Annotated in this window: 18 protein-coding genes; 4 read left to right on the plus strand and 14 right to left on the minus strand. The window is 63.2% G+C overall.

Features of this window, described 5'->3' with window-relative positions:
• Positions 1-5 precede the first annotated feature (5 nt).
• Positions 6-740 (minus strand): SDR family oxidoreductase, encoded by a 735-nt coding sequence (locus AMK05_RS29865; RefSeq protein ID WP_064843774.1) that lies wholly within the window; start codon positions 738-740, stop codon positions 6-8.
• Between the two features lie 314 nt (positions 741-1,054).
• Here AMK05_RS29865 and AMK05_RS29870 point away from each other — a divergent pair, with 314 nt between their 5' ends.
• From AMK05_RS29870 to AMK05_RS29880, 3 genes are all read left to right on the plus strand, one after another.
• Positions 1,055-1,840: an IclR family transcriptional regulator gene (locus tag AMK05_RS29870; RefSeq protein WP_064843776.1), complete on the plus strand. Its 786-nt coding sequence runs from the start codon at positions 1,055-1,057 to the stop codon at positions 1,838-1,840.
• Between the two features lie 336 nt (positions 1,841-2,176).
• The gene (locus tag AMK05_RS29875; protein ID WP_064843778.1) at positions 2,177-3,013 is read left to right on the plus strand and encodes an amidohydrolase family protein; all 837 of its coding nucleotides are present in this window, start codon (positions 2,177-2,179) and stop codon (positions 3,011-3,013) included.
• A gap of 203 nt (positions 3,014-3,216) precedes the next feature.
• Positions 3,217-3,621: a helix-turn-helix domain-containing protein gene (locus AMK05_RS29880; protein ID WP_064843780.1), complete on the plus strand. Its 405-nt coding sequence runs from the start codon at positions 3,217-3,219 to the stop codon at positions 3,619-3,621.
• A 110-nt stretch (positions 3,622-3,731) separates the two neighbouring features.
• Here the strand turns inward: AMK05_RS29880 and AMK05_RS29885 are convergent, their stop codons facing one another.
• The 13 genes from AMK05_RS29885 to AMK05_RS29940 all read right to left on the minus strand — a co-directional run bounded on the left by AMK05_RS29885 (position 3,732) and on the right by AMK05_RS29940 (position 16,946).
• On the minus strand, positions 3,732-3,998 hold the full coding sequence (locus AMK05_RS29885) for a hypothetical protein (protein ID WP_064843782.1): 267 nt from the start codon (positions 3,996-3,998) through the stop codon (positions 3,732-3,734).
• Positions 3,999-4,064: 66 nt separating this feature from the next.
• Positions 4,065-4,808: a TfuA-like protein gene (locus AMK05_RS29890; protein WP_064843785.1), complete on the minus strand. Its 744-nt coding sequence runs from the start codon at positions 4,806-4,808 to the stop codon at positions 4,065-4,067.
• Positions 4,805-6,169 carry a YcaO-like family protein gene (locus AMK05_RS29895; protein ID WP_237352272.1) on the minus strand — a complete coding sequence of 455 codons (1,365 nt, stop codon included), beginning with the start codon at positions 6,167-6,169 and terminating at the stop codon, positions 4,805-4,807. Before AMK05_RS29895 ends, AMK05_RS29890 begins: the two co-directional genes overlap by 4 nt.
• Positions 6,170-6,183: 14 nt before the next feature.
• Positions 6,184-6,327, minus strand: coding sequence for a hypothetical protein (locus AMK05_RS35430; RefSeq protein ID WP_167347838.1), 144 nt, complete (start codon positions 6,325-6,327; stop codon positions 6,184-6,186).
• A 103-nt stretch (positions 6,328-6,430) separates the two neighbouring features.
• A complete protein-coding gene (locus AMK05_RS29900) occupies positions 6,431-8,383 on the minus strand; it encodes a BTAD domain-containing putative transcriptional regulator (RefSeq protein WP_064843787.1) in 1,953 nt (650 codons plus the stop codon).
• Positions 8,384-8,687: 304 nt separating this feature from the next.
• Positions 8,688-9,608: a carboxylating nicotinate-nucleotide diphosphorylase gene (nadC, locus tag AMK05_RS29905; RefSeq protein ID WP_190237354.1), complete on the minus strand. Its 921-nt coding sequence runs from the start codon at positions 9,606-9,608 to the stop codon at positions 8,688-8,690.
• Entirely contained in the window at positions 9,586-11,121 is a 1,536-nt protein-coding gene (locus tag AMK05_RS29910) for an L-aspartate oxidase (RefSeq protein WP_064843791.1), read from the minus strand. The genes nadC and AMK05_RS29910 overlap by 23 nt, the downstream gene beginning before the upstream one ends.
• Positions 11,118-12,089, minus strand: coding sequence for a quinolinate synthase NadA (nadA, locus tag AMK05_RS29915; protein ID WP_064843793.1), 972 nt, complete (start codon positions 12,087-12,089; stop codon positions 11,118-11,120). The genes AMK05_RS29910 and nadA overlap by 4 nt, the downstream gene beginning before the upstream one ends.
• 69 nt (positions 12,090-12,158) lie before the next feature.
• Complete coding sequence (locus AMK05_RS29920) at positions 12,159-13,088, minus strand: NUDIX hydrolase (protein WP_190237355.1); 930 nt, start codon at positions 13,086-13,088, stop codon at positions 12,159-12,161.
• 344 nt (positions 13,089-13,432) lie between these two features.
• Positions 13,433-14,245, minus strand: a complete 813-nt coding sequence (locus tag AMK05_RS29925) for a 3-methyl-2-oxobutanoate hydroxymethyltransferase (RefSeq protein ID WP_064843798.1) — start codon at positions 14,243-14,245, stop codon at positions 13,433-13,435.
• A gap of 42 nt (positions 14,246-14,287) precedes the next feature.
• Complete coding sequence (locus AMK05_RS29930; protein ID WP_064843800.1) at positions 14,288-15,511, minus strand: NAD(P)/FAD-dependent oxidoreductase; 1,224 nt, start codon at positions 15,509-15,511, stop codon at positions 14,288-14,290.
• A gap of 10 nt (positions 15,512-15,521) precedes the next feature.
• Positions 15,522-15,836 carry a MocE family 2Fe-2S type ferredoxin gene (locus AMK05_RS29935; RefSeq protein WP_064843802.1) on the minus strand — a complete coding sequence of 105 codons (315 nt, stop codon included), beginning with the start codon at positions 15,834-15,836 and terminating at the stop codon, positions 15,522-15,524.
• 21 nt (positions 15,837-15,857) lie between these two features.
• The gene (locus tag AMK05_RS29940; RefSeq protein ID WP_064843804.1) at positions 15,858-16,946 is read right to left on the minus strand and encodes a fatty acid desaturase family protein; all 1,089 of its coding nucleotides are present in this window, start codon (positions 16,944-16,946) and stop codon (positions 15,858-15,860) included.
• A gap of 132 nt (positions 16,947-17,078) precedes the next feature.
• On the opposite strand from AMK05_RS29940, the gene AMK05_RS29945 reads away from it, so the two are divergent.
• Positions 17,079-18,107, plus strand: coding sequence for a LacI family DNA-binding transcriptional regulator (locus AMK05_RS29945; RefSeq protein WP_064843807.1), 1,029 nt, complete (start codon positions 17,079-17,081; stop codon positions 18,105-18,107).

Genomic DNA, 18,107 nt, shown 5'->3' on the forward strand with positions numbered 1-18,107 from the left:
TGAAGTTAGATCGTCCAGCCGCCGTCGATGGCGATCGCCTGGCCGGAGGTATAGGTGGCGCCGGCGAGATAGACGGCGAGATCGGCGATCTCTTCCGGCGAGCCGAGCCGGCCCATCGGCTGGCGGGCGATGAAGGCGGCGCGGGCCGCGTCATAATCGCCCTGGGCGCGCATGCGGTCCTGCAGCGACGGGCTTTCCACCGTGCCGGGGCAGATGGCGTTGCAGCGGATGCCGTCAGCGACATAATCGGCGGCGACGGATTTGGTCAGTCCGATGACGGCCGCTTTGGTGACGCCGTAGGCGAAGCGGTTCGGAACGCCCTTGATGCTGGAGGCGACCGAGGCCATGTTGATGATCGACCCGTCCTTGCGCTCCAGCATGCCGGGCAGCACGGCGCGGATGGTGCGGATCATCGCCTTGACGTTGAGGTCGAGGGCAAATTCGAAATCGGCATCCTTCATCTCCAGGATCGAGCCGGCATGAACGAAGCCGGCGCAGTTGAACAGCACGTCGACAGCGCCGATCTCGGCGACGAGAGCCTTGACCGCATCCTCTTCGAGCACATTCAGCTGATGGGTGGAAACGCCGGTTTCCGCTGCAAGCGTTGCCAGCGCGCCGGTATTGATGTCGGTCGCGTGGACCTTGGCGCCGACCGCGGCAAAGGCGATCGCCGTCGCCCGGCCAATGCCCTGGCCGGCGGCGGTGATAAGAACGGTCTTGCCGGAAAGTCTGTTTGTCATGTCACGGGCCTCTTCTGGAATTGTCTGTGCCGAACGATCGAATGCAGTTCATGTCTTAATGCAGTTCATGTCTTGGCGAAGGCTCGGGCATTCACCCGCTTCTAGTTTGCGCGCTGAGACCGCCCTCCGGCAAGATGGCGCTGGCAGCCGGCCGGGTTTCCGCGTGCTATATCTCACCCAACGTAAACTGCATCTTCAGTGATGATTTGTCTGTTTATAGACAAACAGACGATCCGCCAAGGGGCAAGCGCAAACTTTTCCTTTTCGGGCCGCCGTTCTGCGTATATGCAGAATGATATTCACAGGAGGAAGGAATGGAGACCGACGAGTCAGACCGCTACCGCGCTCCTGCGCTCGACAAGGGCCTCGATATCCTGGAATTGCTCGCCGGCGTCGACAGCGGCCTCACCCAGGCCGAGATCGCCAAGCGGCTCGACCGCAGCCCCAACGAATTCTACCGCATGCTCGACCGCCTGGTGCGCCGCGGTTACGTCACCCGGCTCGATGGCGACCGCTATTCGCTGACGCTGAAGCTCTTCGGTCTGGCGCAACTGCACACGCCGGTGCGCCGGCTCGCGTCTTACGCCACGCCGCTGATGCGCGATCTCGCCCAGCGCTCGCGCCAGGCCAATCACCTTGCCGTCTTCGATCGCGGCGCGGCTGTCGTCATCGCCCAGCAGGAGGCGCCGGACTATTGGGGATTCTCGATCCGCATCGGCGCCCATATCAGCCTGTTCGACACCGGTTCGGGGCACGTGCTGCTAGCCTTCCGCAGCCCGGAGGAGCGGGAGATGATGATCTCCGAGCATGTGCGCAGCCGGGCGGAGATAGAACTCGGCCCCGATTTCTACGATCGTCTCGACCAGATCCGCGAGCGCGGCTATGAGATGATGGCAAGCGCCCAGACATCCGGCGTCTATAATCTTTCCGCGCCCGTCCTCGGCCCGGACGGGCGCTGCATCGCCGCCCTCACCTGCCCCTTCATCGCGCTCGTCAATGCGCCGGCGGCGCCCGATATCAGCCAAGCGATCATGCTGGTGCAAAAGACCGCCAACCAGCTTTCGCAGTTGGCCGGGGCCGATGTCGCCAATCCTGTTTGATGGCTGTCCAGTTCGGCACCTCGACGCTGGAGGTCGCCGGTGGCTGCCCCTCATCCGGCTGCCGCCACCGACCGGGCTCGAGCCACGCGTCTCGACCCGTCCTTCGGACCCCCGTAAACGGGGCGAAGGGGATATGCCGCAGCCTCTCGCTCCCTCTCCGACGTCTCGCAGGGCACGTCCCCTCGCCCCGTTTACGGGGAGAGGGTTAGGGTGAGGGGCAGGCCGCACGGCATAGCGCGCTAGGGACAGTCATGGACTGACGACGAAAAATTTCTATTTGAATAATCCATTCACCAGAAATAGGCTGTCGTACAGCCTGTCTTGGAGGAGAAAAGCGTGCTCATCGACACCCATCTGCACATTATCGATCGCGCGGCACTGCCCTATCCCTGGCTTTCGCAGGTGCCCGATCTCGATCATGATTTTCTCTATGAGACCTACGCGGCCGAGGCGCGGCGCTGCGGTATTACCACGGCGCTGCATATGGAGGTCGACGTCGATCCCGCCGCGATGCAGGACGAGACCGACCACATCGCCGGCCTCGCGGGGAAGGAAGGCAGCCTGATTGCCGGCGCCATCGTCTCCTGCCGGCCGGAAGAGGAAGGCTTTGCCGCCTATCTCGAGCGGCAAAAAGCCGATCCCTTCGTCAAGGGGTTCCGCCGCGTGCTGCATGTCGTGCCCGACGACGTGTCGGAAGGTGCCCTGTTTCGCGAAAACATCCGCCGCATCGGCGGCAGCGGCCTGACCTTCGATCTCTGCACATTGCCGCACCAGGCGGGCCGCGTCACAGCCCTCGTCGATCTCGCGCCGGATGTGCAGTTCGTGCTCGATCATTGCGGCGTGCCAGATATTCGCTCCGATGCGTTCGAGCCGTGGAAGGCCGGTTTGTCGGAGATCGCCCGGCGGTCGAACGTCGTCTGCAAGGTCTCCGGTGTGGTTGCTTATGCCGACGCCAGGACATGGACGGCGCAGACGCTGCGGCCCTATATCGAGCATGTGATTGCGAGTTTCGGCTGGGATCGTGTCGTCTGGGGCAGCGACTGGCCGGTCTGCACGCTCGGCGGCGGCCTGTCCACCTGGGTCGCGGCAACCCATGCCGTGCTGTCCGGCAGCAGCGAGGCGGAGCGGGCGAAGCTGCTTTTCGCCAATGCACAGCGCCTTTGGTCGCTTTGACGTCACGAAATCACGTGATGTGCTGTGCCTTGTAAAAGTGCTACTTTGGCATGTCTTTTGCTTCTGTAAGGATGAAGCGACGCAATGTTTCGGTTTGGGACGACTTACCGCCGAGCAATTGCTAGCTTTAACCAACTCAGGTAAAAGTTGTCAGACACGGATTTGGCGAATACTTGTAATCCGGTGTCCTCAGGAGGGAAAAAATGAAAGAAGAACCGCATTCCGTCGACGTTCACGTCGGAAAGACCATCCGTATCCAGCGTCTGCTGAGAAAAGTTTCTCAGACGGAACTAGGCGACCGGGTTGGCGTAACGTTCCAGCAGATCCAGAAATACGAAAAGGGTTCCAATCGCGTTTCCGCCAGCATGCTGGTTGAAATCGCCGGCGCGCTGAAGGTCGATGTCAGGACGTTTTTCGACGATCTGTCGTCCCCCGATACGGCCAACGACAACCCGGCTCCCAGCGAGGAATTCATTATCTCGCGCGAAGGCGTGCTTCTCAATGCGGCGTTCTTTTCGATCAAGAACGAAGCTCTTCGCAAGAAGATCCTGAAACTCGTCCAGGCGATAGCCCACACCGAACAGGTGGAAGGCGAAGCGGCCGAATAAACCAGATCTCCTTCACGCGAATCCAACGGGCCGCATGAGGATATAGCGATCGGGATCAATTCCATCGGGCTCGATGGGGGTTGACCGAGATTGATGTCCATTGATCCGGATTAATGGCGATCGATCAGGATCAGATTCTCGCTGGCGTCCTTCATTGCGATCTTGGCTTTGCTGCCGAGCAGTTTCTCGAGATTGACGTCTAGCTCCCTGTCGGGATCTATGCCGTCCCAATCGATCACGACCTGCAGCAGCGCCATGTTCGTCAGGTGCATCAGATTACGCAGCTGAAGCTTTTCAGCCTCCTCCTTGGCTGCCGACAGCAGCCGGAAGATCCTTGAGTATTCGCTGCCGGTACCTTCGTTGCGTTGTTCAAACATCGTTCCCGCCTCTTTGGCCGTGAAACCCTACGATTCCATCACCACTGCATCTTTCCGCCGGGACCGTTATTCCAGCGTTACAGCAACCGCATTGCGCGTGACTTCGGCGTGCAAGAGCTCCCAATGCGAGGTCGCGGCGAAGCGCCAGTCACGGTTGACGGGCAGGAATTCGTCCCGGCGCAGCCAATCCAGCACCAGCCGGGCGTCGCTGCGCTTGCGCTCGACGCGATGCTGACGGACAGCGGCGAGGATCTGGTCGCGGCGCGGCTTGCGGAAGTGGCACTCGTCGGCGACCTTGGCATAGGTGCGTTCGGAAAAATGCAGGAAACGGCCGGCAAGCAGCAGTTTCTTGCGCTCGCCTGACGAGATCTCGCCATTGGCAAAGAGCGCATCAACGGTCGGCTCGAAATCGACCCATGGCACCGAAAGCGGCAGCCAGCCGAGAGCCTGCGGCGCGTGCACCAGCGCGACGGCCTCGTCGTCGAGCAGCCGCCCGGCCTCGTAATCTTCGAAGATCGAGCCGAGCCCGACCATGCCGAAGGGCGCGCATTCGGCCGCCCGCAGCGCGCCCATGCTGGCGCCGCCGGCAACGGCGACATCATGTTCGAGCGCGAACAGAATTTCCTTGTGCCAGACCGAGGGCAGATCGCCGAAATAACCGTCGACGAGGCCGATGGCGGTGGCGCCGTCGTGAACGGCCTTCAGGATGTCACCGCAGGCGGCCGGCGGCCGGAAGTCGATGCGGGGGGACATGGCGCGCGCAGCAGTGAGATCGCTGCCAAGGCTCGGGCCGACGAACAGCACCTTCATGACTGGAATCCTCTCATGGTGTTGACCGCCCGCATGCCGAGCTGGATGTACTGGCCTGATATATCGACCTCCAGGCCCGGGACGATTACCCTGACGACGGAGACGGGCAGTACCCGATGCGCAAACGGCACGACGACGATCTGCTCGATACCGGTTGCCGCCAGCCGGCCGGCGATATGAGCGATGGTGTCCTGGATCGTCGCAGCGCGGGGATGACGGGCCTGGAAGGCGCGCATCCGGCCGTCGCCCTCGCAGAGCTCGACCACCTGCTGCATCGCCTCGCTGCGGTCGAGCCGCTGATAGATGCGCGGAGAGAAATCGTCGCGGCTGCCGGCAATCGCGGTCAGCCGGCTCTGCGCCGCCTCGGTGATGGCGCGCAGCGCGGCCCGCACGGGGTCGGGGTGGCAGCCGCAGCCGCCGCAGACATGGGCCCAGCGCGCATCGACGCGGTCGGTAAGATTGCCGGGCAGAATGACGGCAAGAAAAGCCGGGACGCCGATATCGGTGGTCATGTCGAGCAGCAGCAGCCGCATGCCGGCGCGGGCGATCCGATCGGTCATGATGTCGATAACCGCATCGCCGAAGGAGGCGGGGTCGATGCGGCTTTCCTTCAGCCGCTGCGGCGATTTCAGCTGGGTCAGGGCCCAGGCGTCGCGCTCCACCAGCTCGCAAAGCCCATGCAGGACCGCTTCGGACGGCGTGTTGCCGGAGGCGAGCCCATCGCTCGACTGCTCGAAACCCGGCGGCCTTTCGCCGCGGTGATCGAGGCCGACGAGCCACCAGGGCACGAAGACGCTGCTGCCGGAAAGAATGTCGAGCCCGGAGCACCAGGGAAGGAGGCCTTTGCCGATCTCGTCGGGCGCGCAGCGTGCGACATTGTCGAGATCGATCATGGCGGCATGTTCCGCCCGCATGCTCTCGACCGTCGCCAGCGTCAGGTCGGCGGGTGGGATTTCGGCGATCCTCGTCTCGATCGCTTCCATGGCGGCCGAGGTCATGGCGGCATCATTGTCGATACCCTTGCCCTGAAAGACCGAGAGCGTATGGCTGTTCGGCCGCGTCGCGAAAGCGACGGGGATGTTGAGGACGTCGAGCGCGGTCAGCAGGCCGACGCGCGTAATGCCGAACTCGCGCAGATGCGGCCTGATGGCCGCAAGTGTCTGCGCCGGCGTGACCGCGCGGTCATGATATTCGCTGACGCCGGCCGACGATCTTTCGAGGTCACCGGCGAGCGTCTCCAGAGCATTTCCGTTTTCCGTCTGGTCACGGAAATGCTCCGTCTCTTTGTTGTCATGCAATCCCGCCCGCAAAACCGCTTCACATTTTTGCTGGAATTGCCCTAAATCGGCAAAAGCGGACATACCGGTCTCGTCCTTTAACGGAACCTCAGTGCATGCGTCAGGCTTTCGAGCGCATTGGCGGAAACGTTGAGTTCGTCCTGTTTCATCGCTGCTCTGGCAGCGGCAGAGAAGCGCAGGGACTGTGTCTGAACTGCGGTGCTTTCAGCATTTGTCTTCATGTTCCATCTCCGATTGGTTGGGCAGCGCGCTGCCGTTAACCATCGAAGGGAAACATTGCCTGCGTCATTTAAGCGTTACAGGCTTCGTTAAAAGGCGGTGTAATCAGGTGAGACCGGCCAGTTGCAGGCCCTTTATCAGCGGTTCGGTAAAGGCGGGATCGCGATCGGGGACGAAATGACGGATGTCCTCGCTGCGGAAATCGGGGAAGTTTTCCAGAACCGTTTTGGCGTAGCTATGGGCCTTGCCCCTATCGCCCGACATGGCATGCGAGGCGGCGAGCAGACGGGCGGTCGCCTGTTTCGTCTTCACTGGTTCCAGCGCCTCGATCGCCTTTTCATACTCTTCGCGCATGAAGTGGATGCCGCCGAGGTTCCAGTAATAATAGTCCGGCGGCAGCGGATTGAGCTTGAAGGCGGCACGGCTGAGCTCCAGCGCCCGGTCGAAATCGCCGTCATGAGAAAGTGCGTCGGAGAAATCGGCGAGGATATCGGCGTCGTTCGGATTGAGATCCTGGGCCTGCTGGAAATATTCCAGGCTTTCGTCGAAGCGGCGGCGATAAAGCGCGACGAAGCCGAGCTCGCGATAGGCCCGGCCGCTGTTCGGGTCGGACTGCTGCGCCTGCCGGGCGGCGCCGTTCGCCTCATCGAGCAGGTCGGTGTCGCGCATGCCACGGATCAGCCATTCCATGCCGAGCGCCCGCGACACGCCGGCATGAGCGGCGGAGAAATGCTCATAGCGATTGAGCGAGGATTTGAACCATTTGCGCGCCTGGCGCAGGTGCTGCAGATCGGTCTGGGCGATCAGCCGCTTGCCTTCCAGGTAAAGGCGATAGGCTGAGGCCGGCGCTTCGCCGATCGGCATCGCCAGCTCGTGGCGCTCGATCGTGTCGGCGAGCGAAGACACGATCCGCCGCGTCAGATGCGCGAAGGATTCGCTGATCTTCTGCATCACCAGCGGCAGTTCCAGCGCCCAGATCACCTCCGATGTCGTCGTCCGCGTCAGCCGGCAGGTGGCAAAGACGTCCTCGTCGCGGCCCTGGATGGTGACATAGACCGCATAGTCGAAGCTGAGGTCGAGCGGGCCGGGCACGGCACGCGCCGGATCGATCGAGCGGCTGAGGATTTCGAGGCTGGTATGCGCCGCGATCACCTTGAAGCCGCGCTGCTGGCTGAGGCCGATGGTGACGTCTTCGAGAAGCGCCCTGCCGACACGCTCCATCAGCGGATCGGTGAAGATGCTTTCCGGCGGCAGGATGATGATGCGCGGCTGGCCGAGCAGACCGGCGAACATGGCTGATGCAGACGGGCGCTCCGGCACGGCTGCCTGCGCCGCCGGGATCACGCCGAGTTCGCGGGCGAGCGCCGTGGTGCTTTCCTCCGGCTCGGTATCGAACTCGTCCTTCAGCTGGCTTTTGCATTTCAGATAGGCCTGGCGAGCCGCAGCCGGATCGTTCATCCTGACATGGGTGCGCATCAGGGCGCGATAGGCCGTCTCGCTGGCGGGGTCGAGTTCCAGCAGGCGCCTGGCAAGCGCCACTTGCTCGTCATCCGACCGGTCATCCGATGTTTCGAGCAGCCGGGTCAGATGGGCCGAGCGCCATTCGTCGATGCGCTGGCGTTCAAAGGTCAGCCAGTCCTCGGCGCCCTGTGTCGGCGATTTGGCGCCTTCCAGCAGTTCGCCGTTCAGCATATCGCTGTCTTCGGGGGCAAGCGGCCCTTTCTGTTTCAGGATGTGAACGTCGACCTCCCAGCCGTCCGCAAGCCCTATATGCGTTCGGGTCGCGGCAAGCAGCGGCGGAAGGTCGGCGGGAATGCTCTGCTCGATGCGCGACAGCAGCTGGCGCAGGCTGCCGGCCCGTTTTTCCGGCAGTTCCGATTGCCAGAGCTGCCGCCTGATGGTTTCGCGGTCGAGTTCGAGATTGGCTTCGGCGGCGAGCATGGCGAGGAGAAAATAAGACTTCTCCGGCAAAGGGAGTTCCCTCCCCGTTGCCAGCAGCCTCGGTCTTCCGAGCAGGCACAGCCTGTTCTTCGACATCAGTCCGGATCTCCGTTGCATCCCGGTTCTCACCCCTGAAAGCCATGGCGCGCAAACGTAGCGGTCGCGAAAACATGTTAGAGCTATAAGAGCGCCGCGCATAGCGGTTTTTGCTATAAAGAGAAGAAGTTTCAGCGAATATTTGCATTTTCGCGTGCCGCTCGCCGAGAAGATGCTTCGCCAACACTTGCCGATTAAGGTGCTGTGGACCTTCTCCGGCGGGGAGTTGTTTGAGCCGCGACTGGCCTTTATAGCCGGCAGAGTAGAACAGGATGATTTTAGGCCGGATCGGAGTAAAATCTGAATCCTGTTCTAAATTAAATAGTTAGAGCATCTGCGCAACCCGTTTCGAGCTTGTTTCCGTCGCGTTCGCCTCGACGAAATCGAGCCCGATATCCAGGACCGGGGCGCTATGCGTCAGCCAGCCGACGGAAATGAGGTCGACGCCGGAAGCGGCGATTGCGGCGGCCGTTGCCGGCGTCACCCGGCCGGAGGCCTCGGTGATCGCCCGGCCGGCGACGATGGCGACGGCTTGGCGCAGCTGATCCGGCGTCATATTGTCGAGCAGAACGGCATCGACGCCGGTCGCCATCGCTTCGCCCAGCTGATCAAGCGTGTCCACTTCGACCTCGATCTTCACCAGATGACCGATGCCGGCCCGCGCTCGGCGGATCGCTTCAGTGACGCCGCCTGCGATGGCGACGTGATTGTCCTTGATCAGCACCGCGTCGTGGAGCGCAAAACGGTGGTTCATGCCGCCGCCGGCCCGCACCGCATATTTTTCCAGTGCCCTCAGCCCCGGCGTCGTCTTGCGGGTGCAGGCAACGGAGGCTTTGGTGCCGCTGATGGCGGCGGCAATCTCAGCCGTGACGGTGGCGATACCGGAGAGATGGCCGAGGAAATTCAGCGCAGTGCGCTCGGCGCTCAGCAGGCCGCGTGAGGGTCCTTCGATGGTGGCAATCACATCGCCCGGCTTGACCGCGTCGCCGTCCTGGCGATGGCGGCGCATGGCGATACCAGGGTCGACGAGGGCGAAGGCGAGTTCGGCCGCATCGAGACCGGCGATGACGCCCGGCTGGCGGGCGGCCATGACGACCGTCGAGCGGTGGTCGTGGGGGATGACCGAGGCCGAGGTGATATCGCCGGCAAGGCCGAGATCCTCGAGCAGGGCTGCGCGGACCAAAGGTTCGACGATCAGGCGCGGAAGCGGGACGAGGTGCATCTCAAGCACTCCTGGCAAGGACATAGGGGGCGCGGGCGATTTCCAGGGCTTGGGAAAGGTGAATGCGGCACCGGTCGGCAGCCGCGAGCTTCAGCGGAAAATCAGTGCGGGCATGGGCGCCGCGCGATTCCAGCCGCAGGCTGGCAGAGACGGCGATCAGCAAGGCGACAATGGCGGGATCGGCTGCAGGCCCGTCGCCTTCGGCAATCGGCAGCAATGCGGCGATCGCGTCCTCAAGGGCGCCGGCATTGCGCAGCACGCCGAGATGGCGCGAGACGATCGGCCGGACGAGCGATGCATCGGCGGGTGCCGGCAGTCTATCGGCAAGGATGGTGCCGACAGCGCGCGCCGGCATGGCTGCGATGTCGCGCGCCGCCCGCATGCCCATCACCGCCGCCTCCAGCAGCGAATTGCTGGCCAGCCGGTTGGCGCCATGCAGGCCGGTCGAACCCGCCTCGCCGGCAATCCAGAGTCCGGCAACCGAGCTGCGGCCATTCGCATCGGTGGCGACGCCACCCATGTGATAGTGAACGGCCGGGCGCACCGGAATGAGATTTTTCGCCGGATCGATGCCGGCCTCGCCGCAAAGGGCCGCGATGACGGGAAAGCGGGTGGCAAAGCGGCCGCCGAGCGCATCGCGGGCATCGAGGAAGACCCGGCCGCCGCGGGCGATTTCGGCGCTGATGGCGCGCGCCACCACGTCGCGCGGCGCAAGCTCGGCGCCCGGGACGCGGGCCATGAAGCGGTCGCCGCGTTCGTTGACAAGCAGAGCCCCCTCGCCGCGCACCGCTTCGCTGACCAGCGCCAACGGCCTGCGGCGGGAATCGAGCGCCGTCGGATGGAACTGGACGAATTCCATGTCGGTGAGATCGGCGCCCGCCCTTGCCGCGAGCGCGATGCCCTGGCCGAAATTGCCCATCGGATTGGTGGTCGCGTCGTAAAGCCCGCCGATGCCGCCAGTGGCGAGCACCAGTTCCGATGTCGGCAGGATGGCGGCGCCGTTGGCGGTTGCGCAGAGCAGGCCGGCGACGTTCTCGCCGTCCATCAAAATCCGCCGCGCCTCGAAACCTTCGAGCACTGATATGGCCGGCGTCTGCTGCACTGCCCGCACCAGCGCGGCGATGATCGCGGCCCCGGAGCCGTCGCCTTCGGCATGGACGATGCGGCGGCGGCTATGGGCGGCTTCCAGCCCGAGCGAGAGCCCGCCCTTATCATTGCGGTCGAAACGCACGCCGGCTTGCTCCAGCGCGGCGATCGCCGCCGGCGCTTCGGCAATGATGCCGGCGGCAACCGTGGGATCGCAGAGCCCGTCACCGGCGGCAAGCGTGTCGGCAAGGTGCAGTTCGGCGCTGTCGTCGGCGCCCATGCTGGCGGCGATGCCGCCCTGCGCCCAGGCGCTCGACGTCTCCGTGCCAAGGGCGGCGCGGGTGACGATGACGGAGGGTTTGGGCGCCAGCGTCAGCGCGGTCATCAGCCCGGCAAGGCCGCTGCCGACGATCACCGTGCGGCCGGCGAGATTGTGGAGAATCTCGGTCATATCGCCAGCATCCTTTCGACGGCGCGGCGCGCGGCCACGGCAATCGCCGGATCGACCGTCACCTCGTGACGGTTTTCCTCGAGCGCCGAACGGATATTGGCAAGGGTGATCCGCTTCATATGCGGGCAGAGATTGCAGGGCCGAATGAATTCGACATCGGGATGGTGCACGGCGACATTGTCGCTCATCGAGCATTCGGTGAGCAGCACGACGCGCGCCGGCTTCCGGCTGCCGACATAATCCGACATGACGGCGGTCGAGCCGGCGAAATCGGCTTCGGCCACCACGTCGGGCGGGCATTCGGGATGGGCGAGCACCGTCACGCCGGGATGGTTTTCGCGCAGCTGGCGCACGTCGTCGGCAGTGAAGAGCTCATGCACCTCGCAATGGCCGTGCCAGGCGATGATCTCGACATCGGTCTCGCGGGCGACGTTGCGCGCCAGATATTCGTCCGGGATCATCAGCACTTTGGGTACGCCGAGCGATTCCACCACCTGCTTGGCATTGCCCGAGGTGCAGCAGATGTCGGAGGCGGCCTTCACCGCGGCCGAGGTGTTGACATAGGTGATGATGGGGACGCCGGGATGGGCCTGGCGCAACAGGGCGATATCTTCAGGCGTGATCGAATCCGCCAGCGAACAGCCGGCGCCGAGATCCGGGATCAGCACGGTTTTCTCGGGATTCAGCAGCTTGGCGGTCTCGGCCATGAAATGCACGCCGGCCAGCACGATGACATCGGCATCGACCTCGATCGCCTTGCGGGCAAGCGCCAGGCTGTCGCCGACGATATCGGCGACGCCGTGGAAGATTTCCGGCGTCTGGTAATTATGCGCAAGAATGACGGCGTTGCGGCGGCGCTTGAGCTCGAGGATGGCGTCGACATCGCTCTCGAACGACATCCATTCGGCTTTGGGGATGACGCGGCTGACGCGCTCATAGAGCGAGGATGCGGAAACAGGGTGATTCATGACCGGCTCCTTATTATGCTCTATTTGAGCATATCATGGGCAAATAGATATTCTCACCATGAGTATATGTCAATTGCGGGAGAGCGGTAATTTCGTTCCGGCGAGTGCCCGTTCCTCGAGCACCGTATGGCGGAAGCGGAAGAGCTTGGCCGGCCGGCCGCCCGTTTCGCTTTCCGTGCCGCCGGTTTCCTCGACCAGTTCCTGCTGTTCGATCAGGCGGCGGAAATTCTGCTTGTGTAGCGTCAGCCCCGCCAAGGCCTCGATGGTGCGCTGCAGCCGCAAAAGCGTGAAACTGTCCGGCATCAGCTCGAAGACGACGGGGCGGTATTTGATCTTGGCGCGCAGCCTGGCGATGCCGGTCGCCAGAATCCGACGGTGATCGGCAAACATCGCCCGGCCGAGGTTGGCTTCGGCGGCACATCCGGCTTCGGCGACGAGCCCGGCTTCATAGAGCAGTTCGTAGCGCTGCAGCGCCAGATCCTCGTTCCAGCCGCCGCCATCGAGACCGAAGGTGAAATCCGCCCGGCGATGGCGATAGTCGCGCCTGAAAGGATCGGCATCGGCCCAGTTCCTCAGGCGCGTGATGATCTCATCCAGCACGGCGGGGCGGCCCTGCCGATGGTCTTCCCAGGGAAAATAGTCGTACCAGCCGTGCCATCCCGGCCGGCCGGCGCCCGACTGCTCGTTGACGAGGCCGAGATAGCTGATCGAGATCGTCCGCCCGCCCGGAATGTCGTTGTTCCGGTCGCGGTCGGCGAAAGTATAGAGCTGTTCGAGATAACCGACGGGATGTTCGGTCTGCTCCTGCACCCATTCGCGCAGGCCCGATTGCAGGGTGCGATGGCCCATTTCGAAAGGGCCTGACGGCAGCGCATTGCCGGAGCGGATGGTCATCACACGCGGCTCGTCCCCCGTCACCGCGACGAGCACCGCAATCAATTCCGCATGCGCAAAGCCGATCGTCACAGGGGACCGAATACTCCGTTCCGAATGGGTCATTCCTGACACAGGCGGGGACGGAAGCCAATGGAGCGGAAGCCACTTCGCGGGCCTTCCACATCTCTCTTGTCTCTTGTGAAGATGCCTTTCGCTCGCGCTCAAGGCGTTCGTCGCGGGCGCTCCTCACCCCCTCATCTGCCCTGACGGGCATCTTCTCCCCGCTGGGGAGAAGGGGGAGCAAGCCGCACGGTCCTCATTCCCACATCCAAGCTTTCAAGAGGGGGGAGAGGCCGCCACACCCTCTTCTCCCCAGCGGGGAGAAGATGCCGGCAGGCAGATGAGGGGGTGAGCGAAGCGAATGCGCTGAGCGTAAGCGAAGGCAAAGAACAGGCGCGCACTTGCTCTCAACCATTCCCCGTCTCGCTCTCCAGCCGATCCAGGAAAGCCTTCAATTCCGCCTCGTCGATGCCAACCAGATGGCTCTTTTGCGGATAGGCGCCGGTGCGGACATCCTCGGCGAATTCGGTGAAGGCGGCGATGCGTTCGCGCTGCAGCCGGTCGTGTTCGGCGGCGAAGTTGCGGTAGACCTTGGCGTGGCGCGGATAATGGTCACGATTGGCGCCGAGTACGTCGTCGGCGAAGAGATATTGGGCGTCGCAGCCGCTGCCGGCGCCCATGGAGATCATCAGCATCGAGGTGTTGCTGCTGATGGCGGCGGCGACATCGCCCGGCACGACTTCGATTTCGGCGGCGAAGGCGCCGGCCTCTTCCAGCGCCTTGGTCTGCCGCCAGATTTCGGCCGCACTGGCCGCGGTCTTGCCGACGGCACGAAAGCCGCCGGTCCAGGTCGCCTTCGACGGGATCAGTCCGAGATGGCCGCAGACCGGGATGCCCTCATCACGCATGCGCCGGATCGTCTGCAGGCTGGCGGCGCAATAGACCGCGTCGCCGCCGGCCTTCAGTGCCGCAAAGGCGGCGCGGAGATAATCTTCCGCCGAGACATGATCGCCATATTCGAGGCCGGGGATGGCAAAGGGCGTCGGCGCGATTTCGCGAAAGACCGGGCCGAGCAGCGAGGGCGGCACCGAGACGATGTCGATCCCTGCCTTTTCGGCCGCTTCGGCCTCCTCCAGCGAGGTGACGCGCAGCATGGTGAGCTGGCGCTTGCCTTTTACCGCCAGCAGGTCGGCAACGGTGGCGCGCTTATGTTTCTTCATTGTCAATTCCTGTGAGTACAACGGGTGAATATATCGGGCGGCTCAGGCGGCCAGCAGAGATTTCAGTTTGACGTCATTGGCTCGCAGCGCCGCCGGATCCGGATGCGCACCTGCTGCGATCAGCATTTCGGCGAGGCGGATGTCGCGCGCCACCGCGTTGCCCGGTCCGATGCCGCTCGCGGCGATCAATCGTCCGTCGGCGTCGAGATGGAACAGAATGAAGGCGCCCGCCCCGAGGTCGCGGCGCTGATGCGTGGCCGCCCCTTCGGCAAGGCCTGCTATCTGCAGCGTCATGTCGTATTGATCCGACCAGAACCACGGCACGGCGGAAACGGCTTGGTCGAGACCGAGCATGTTGGCCGCGGCCAATGTGCCCTGCTCCTGGGCGTTGCGCCAGGATTCGAGCCGCACCCGCCGGCCGCCATAAATCGCCAGCGGAAAGGAGCAGCAGTCGCCGGCGGCAAAAACATCTGGCGCCGAGGTCTGGAGATAGCGGTCGACGGCGATGCCGTTTTCGATCGTCAGGCCCGCCCTTTCGGCGATCTCGACATTCGGCCGGGCGCCGATGCCGACAAGGGCGAGATCGGCCTCGATCCTCTCGCCGCCCGACAATCTGATTATGGCTTTTCCGCCTTCCTCGTTCAGGCTCTCGATCGAGACGCCGCAGCGGATATCGACACCCTCGGCGCGGTGGCGCTCGGTCAGCAGGTGTGCGATTTCCTCAGGCACGCCGCGCTTCAGCACGCGTTCCAGCCCCTCGATGACGGTGACCTCGGCACCGAGCAGGCGGGCGGTCGCCGCCAGTTCCAGGCCGATGAAGCCGCCGCCGATGATAGCGATATGCTTCCCCAGCTTCATCACATCGCGCAGTGCCGCAGCGTCATGATGCGTCCTCAGCGCGCGAATATGGGCGCTACTTTCAGGCGCGCCGGGAAACCAACGCGCGGCGGCACCCGTTGCCAGCAGAAGCTTGTCATAGGAAAGCGTCGCCCCGTCGGAAAAGGTGACGGTCCTGGATGCCGTGTCGAAATCCCTGGCTTCCAGGCCGGTCAGCAGCCGGACGCCGCTGTCGGCGTATTTCTCCGCCGCAGCGATGAATTTCGGATCGCCTGCATCGGCACCCGCCTTCGAAAGCGGCGGCCGTTCATAGGGATGAAGGGGCTCGGCACCGACAAGCGTTATGTCGCCGTCAAAACCTTTTTCCCGCAGGGCGAAAGCGGCGCGCGCACCGCATTCGCCCGCCCCCAGGATAACGAAATGGGCCATGACAGCCTCCTCAGATCGCGATGAAGACGGCGCCGCCTTCGACCTTCACGGGATAGGTCTTGAGATTGACGCAGACCGGTGCGCCTTTGGCTTCGCCTGTCTTGTAGTTGAAGCGGCCGTTATGTTTCGGGCATTCGATGATCTCCTCCATGACAAGCCCGTCGGCGAGATGGATATGTTCATGCGTGCAGAGCCCGTCGGTGGCGTAGAATTCGTCGTCGGGGCTGCGGTAGACCGCAAAGGTGCGCCCGCCATGATCGAAGCGGATGACATCCTCTTCGTCGATCTCATCCTTGCCGCAGACTTCGATCCAATTTCCGCTCATCTTATCCTCCCTCGATCGTGATTATTGCGCGGCCGGAGCCAGCTCGTTGTGGAACTCTTCGCGATAGGGCCGCGCGGTGGCCGGCAGCTCGCGTTTCAGGAAATAATCCTCGTTGCGCAGCTGCCGCAGGAAGGCCGGGATCATCTCGCGATAGCCCGACCAGATCGACGGATTCGGCGCCGGCAGGTCGTGTTTGATCATCGCGTGCAGCCTCGGAAGCGCGTGGTAGGGCACCATCGGGAACATGTGATGTTCGACGTGGTAGTTCATGTTCCAGTAAATGAAGCGGCTGATCGGGTTCATATAGACCGTACGGCTGTTCAGCCGGTGGTCGATGACGTTGTCGGCAAGGCCGCCATGCTGCAGCAATCCGGTCAGCACATGGTGCCAGGCGCCGTAGAGGCGGGGCAGGCCGATCAACATCAGCGGCAGGATCGAACCCATGACGAGTGCTGCGGCGATCGTGGCGAGAAAGATCGCCAGCCAGATGCGGGCGATGCGGATCGCCTTCGGCTGCTCCATCTCCGGAATGAAGGTCTTCTCAGCCGCGCTGACGACGCCGAAGGCATTGCGCGACATGTCGACGATCGCATGCCAGACATCGAGGATGCCGAGGAAATTGAGGACCAGCCGGACGAGATCGGGCGGCCGCATGACGGCGATCTCGGGATCGCGGCCGACGATAACGGTATCGGTGTGGTGGCGTGTGTGGCTCCAGCGCCAGGTCACCGGGTTGCGCATGATCATGAAGCAGGCGATCTGGTAGACGGCGTCGTTCATCCAGCGCGTCTTGAAGGCGGTGCCGTGGCCGCATTCGTGCCAGCGGCTGTCGGAGGCCGAGCCATAGAGCACGCCATAGGCAAGGAAGAAGGGCAGCGCGACCCACGAGCCCCAGAAATAGACGCCGAGCCCAGCCAAGACCAGCATGCTGCCGAGCCAGATAACCGTGTCACGGATACCAGGGGCATCCGAACGCTGCATCAGCGCCTTCATTTCCTTGCGCGGAATTTCCGTGTGGTACCATTGCGCTGCCGCCAGCCCCGTCTCGACAGCGGTGCGGCCGCTTTCGCCGAGCAGGTCGTAGTCTCGTTTCTTTGCCTGGATCGTCATCATCCGCCTCCCGTTATGCCATGCTTGGGAGGATAGGTTGACTTTGTAAGGCGCTCAATGCAGGCTTGATATAATCTATCAAAAGCCATCAGAAATGGCTTGCATTCATGATCGAATCTATCAGGAACGCCGATGCGCCGTCCGACCATCTCCGATCTCGCCCGTGCCTCGGGCGTCAGTGTTGCCACCGTCGACCGGGTGCTCAACGGTCGCCACCGCGTGCGCGAGGAAACCGCGCGGCGGGTTTATGACGCGGCCCAGTCGATCGGCTACCATGCCGTCGGCCTCATCCGGCAACGCGTCTTCGAGGATCTGCCGCAATACAAGCTGGCGTTCCTGCTGCAAAAGCCGATGCAGCCCTTCTATCAGGCTTTTGCTCGCGAGATCGAAGTGGCGGCGCGCGCCGTGACCACCGCCCGTGTCCAGATCCAGATCGACTATCCCTCCGCTTCGACACCGGCGGCGATCGTCGAGAAGCTCAGGGCCCTCGGCGCCCGCAATCAGGCCATCGCTCTCGTCGCTCCAGACTATCCTGCGGTGACGGCGGCAATTGAAGAACTGAGGGAAAGAGACATTCCCGTCTTTTCGCTGCTTTCCGACTTCGCCTCAGGGGTGCGCAATGCCTATATTGGCGTCAACAATCGCAAGGTCGGCCGCACCGCCGCCTGGGTGATTGCCAAGACTGCCCGTGTGCCGGGCAAGGTCGCCTGCTTCGTCGGCAGCCACCGTTTTCACGGACATGAGCTGCGTGAGATCGGTTTTCGTTCCTATTTTCGTGAAAACGCGCCGGAATTCGACGTCATCGATACATTGATCAACCTGGATACTCCCGAAATAACCCATGAGGCGACGCTGACGCTGCTGCAGAAGCATCCCGATCTCATCGGCCTTTATGTCTGCGGCGGCGGTATGGAGGGCGCGATCTCGGCGATCCGTGAGGAAAGTCTCGCCGGCAAGATCGTCCTCGTGGTCAACGAGCTGACGCCCGACAGCAAAGCCGGGCTTGCCGACGATATCGTCGCCATGGCGATCGGCACCCCCCTGCCCGCACTGTGCAAAGAGCTGATAGGGCTAATGACGAGTGCGATCGAAAACCGCGAAACGGCTGTTCCCGGCCAGTTCTTCCTGCCCTTCGATATCCATATTTCGGAGAACATCTGA

Origin of the sequence: Rhizobium sp. N324 (assembly GCF_001664485.1) — a bacterium.
Classification (GTDB): domain Bacteria; phylum Pseudomonadota; class Alphaproteobacteria; order Rhizobiales; family Rhizobiaceae; genus Rhizobium.

Coding starts and splice junctions, on each gene's coding strand:
- AMK05_RS29890 (WP_064843785.1), bottom strand. CDS start 4,808: ATGAAGGTGCTGTTCGTCGGCCCGAGCCTTGGCAGCGATCTCACTGCT.
- AMK05_RS29870 (WP_064843776.1), top strand. CDS start 1,055: ATGGAGACCGACGAGTCAGACCGCTACCGCGCTCCTGCGCTCGACAAG.
- AMK05_RS29865 (WP_064843774.1), bottom strand. CDS start 740: ATGACAAACAGACTTTCCGGCAAGACCGTTCTTATCACCGCCGCCGGC.
- nadA (WP_064843793.1), bottom strand. CDS start 12,089: ATGAATCACCCTGTTTCCGCATCCTCGCTCTATGAGCGCGTCAGCCGC.
- AMK05_RS29895 (WP_237352272.1), bottom strand. CDS start 6,169: ATGTCCGCTTTTGCCGATTTAGGGCAATTCCAGCAAAAATGTGAAGCG.
- AMK05_RS29930 (WP_064843800.1), bottom strand. CDS start 15,511: ATGGCCCATTTCGTTATCCTGGGGGCGGGCGAATGCGGTGCGCGCGCC.
- AMK05_RS29885 (WP_064843782.1), bottom strand. CDS start 3,998: ATGTTTGAACAACGCAACGAAGGTACCGGCAGCGAATACTCAAGGATC.
- AMK05_RS29935 (WP_064843802.1), bottom strand. CDS start 15,836: ATGAGCGGAAATTGGATCGAAGTCTGCGGCAAGGATGAGATCGACGAA.
- AMK05_RS29910 (WP_064843791.1), bottom strand. CDS start 11,121: ATGACCGAGATTCTCCACAATCTCGCCGGCCGCACGGTGATCGTCGGC.
- AMK05_RS29945 (WP_064843807.1), top strand. CDS start 17,079: ATGCGCCGTCCGACCATCTCCGATCTCGCCCGTGCCTCGGGCGTCAGT.
- AMK05_RS29880 (WP_064843780.1), top strand. CDS start 3,217: ATGAAAGAAGAACCGCATTCCGTCGACGTTCACGTCGGAAAGACCATC.
- AMK05_RS35430 (WP_167347838.1), bottom strand. CDS start 6,327: ATGAAGACAAATGCTGAAAGCACCGCAGTTCAGACACAGTCCCTGCGC.
- nadC (WP_190237354.1), bottom strand. CDS start 9,608: ATGTCCTTGCCAGGAGTGCTTGAGATGCACCTCGTCCCGCTTCCGCGC.
- AMK05_RS29920 (WP_190237355.1), bottom strand. CDS start 13,088: ATGACCCATTCGGAACGGAGTATTCGGTCCCCTGTGACGATCGGCTTT.
- AMK05_RS29900 (WP_064843787.1), bottom strand. CDS start 8,383: ATGCAACGGAGATCCGGACTGATGTCGAAGAACAGGCTGTGCCTGCTC.
- AMK05_RS29925 (WP_064843798.1), bottom strand. CDS start 14,245: ATGAAGAAACATAAGCGCGCCACCGTTGCCGACCTGCTGGCGGTAAAA.
- AMK05_RS29940 (WP_064843804.1), bottom strand. CDS start 16,946: ATGACGATCCAGGCAAAGAAACGAGACTACGACCTGCTCGGCGAAAGC.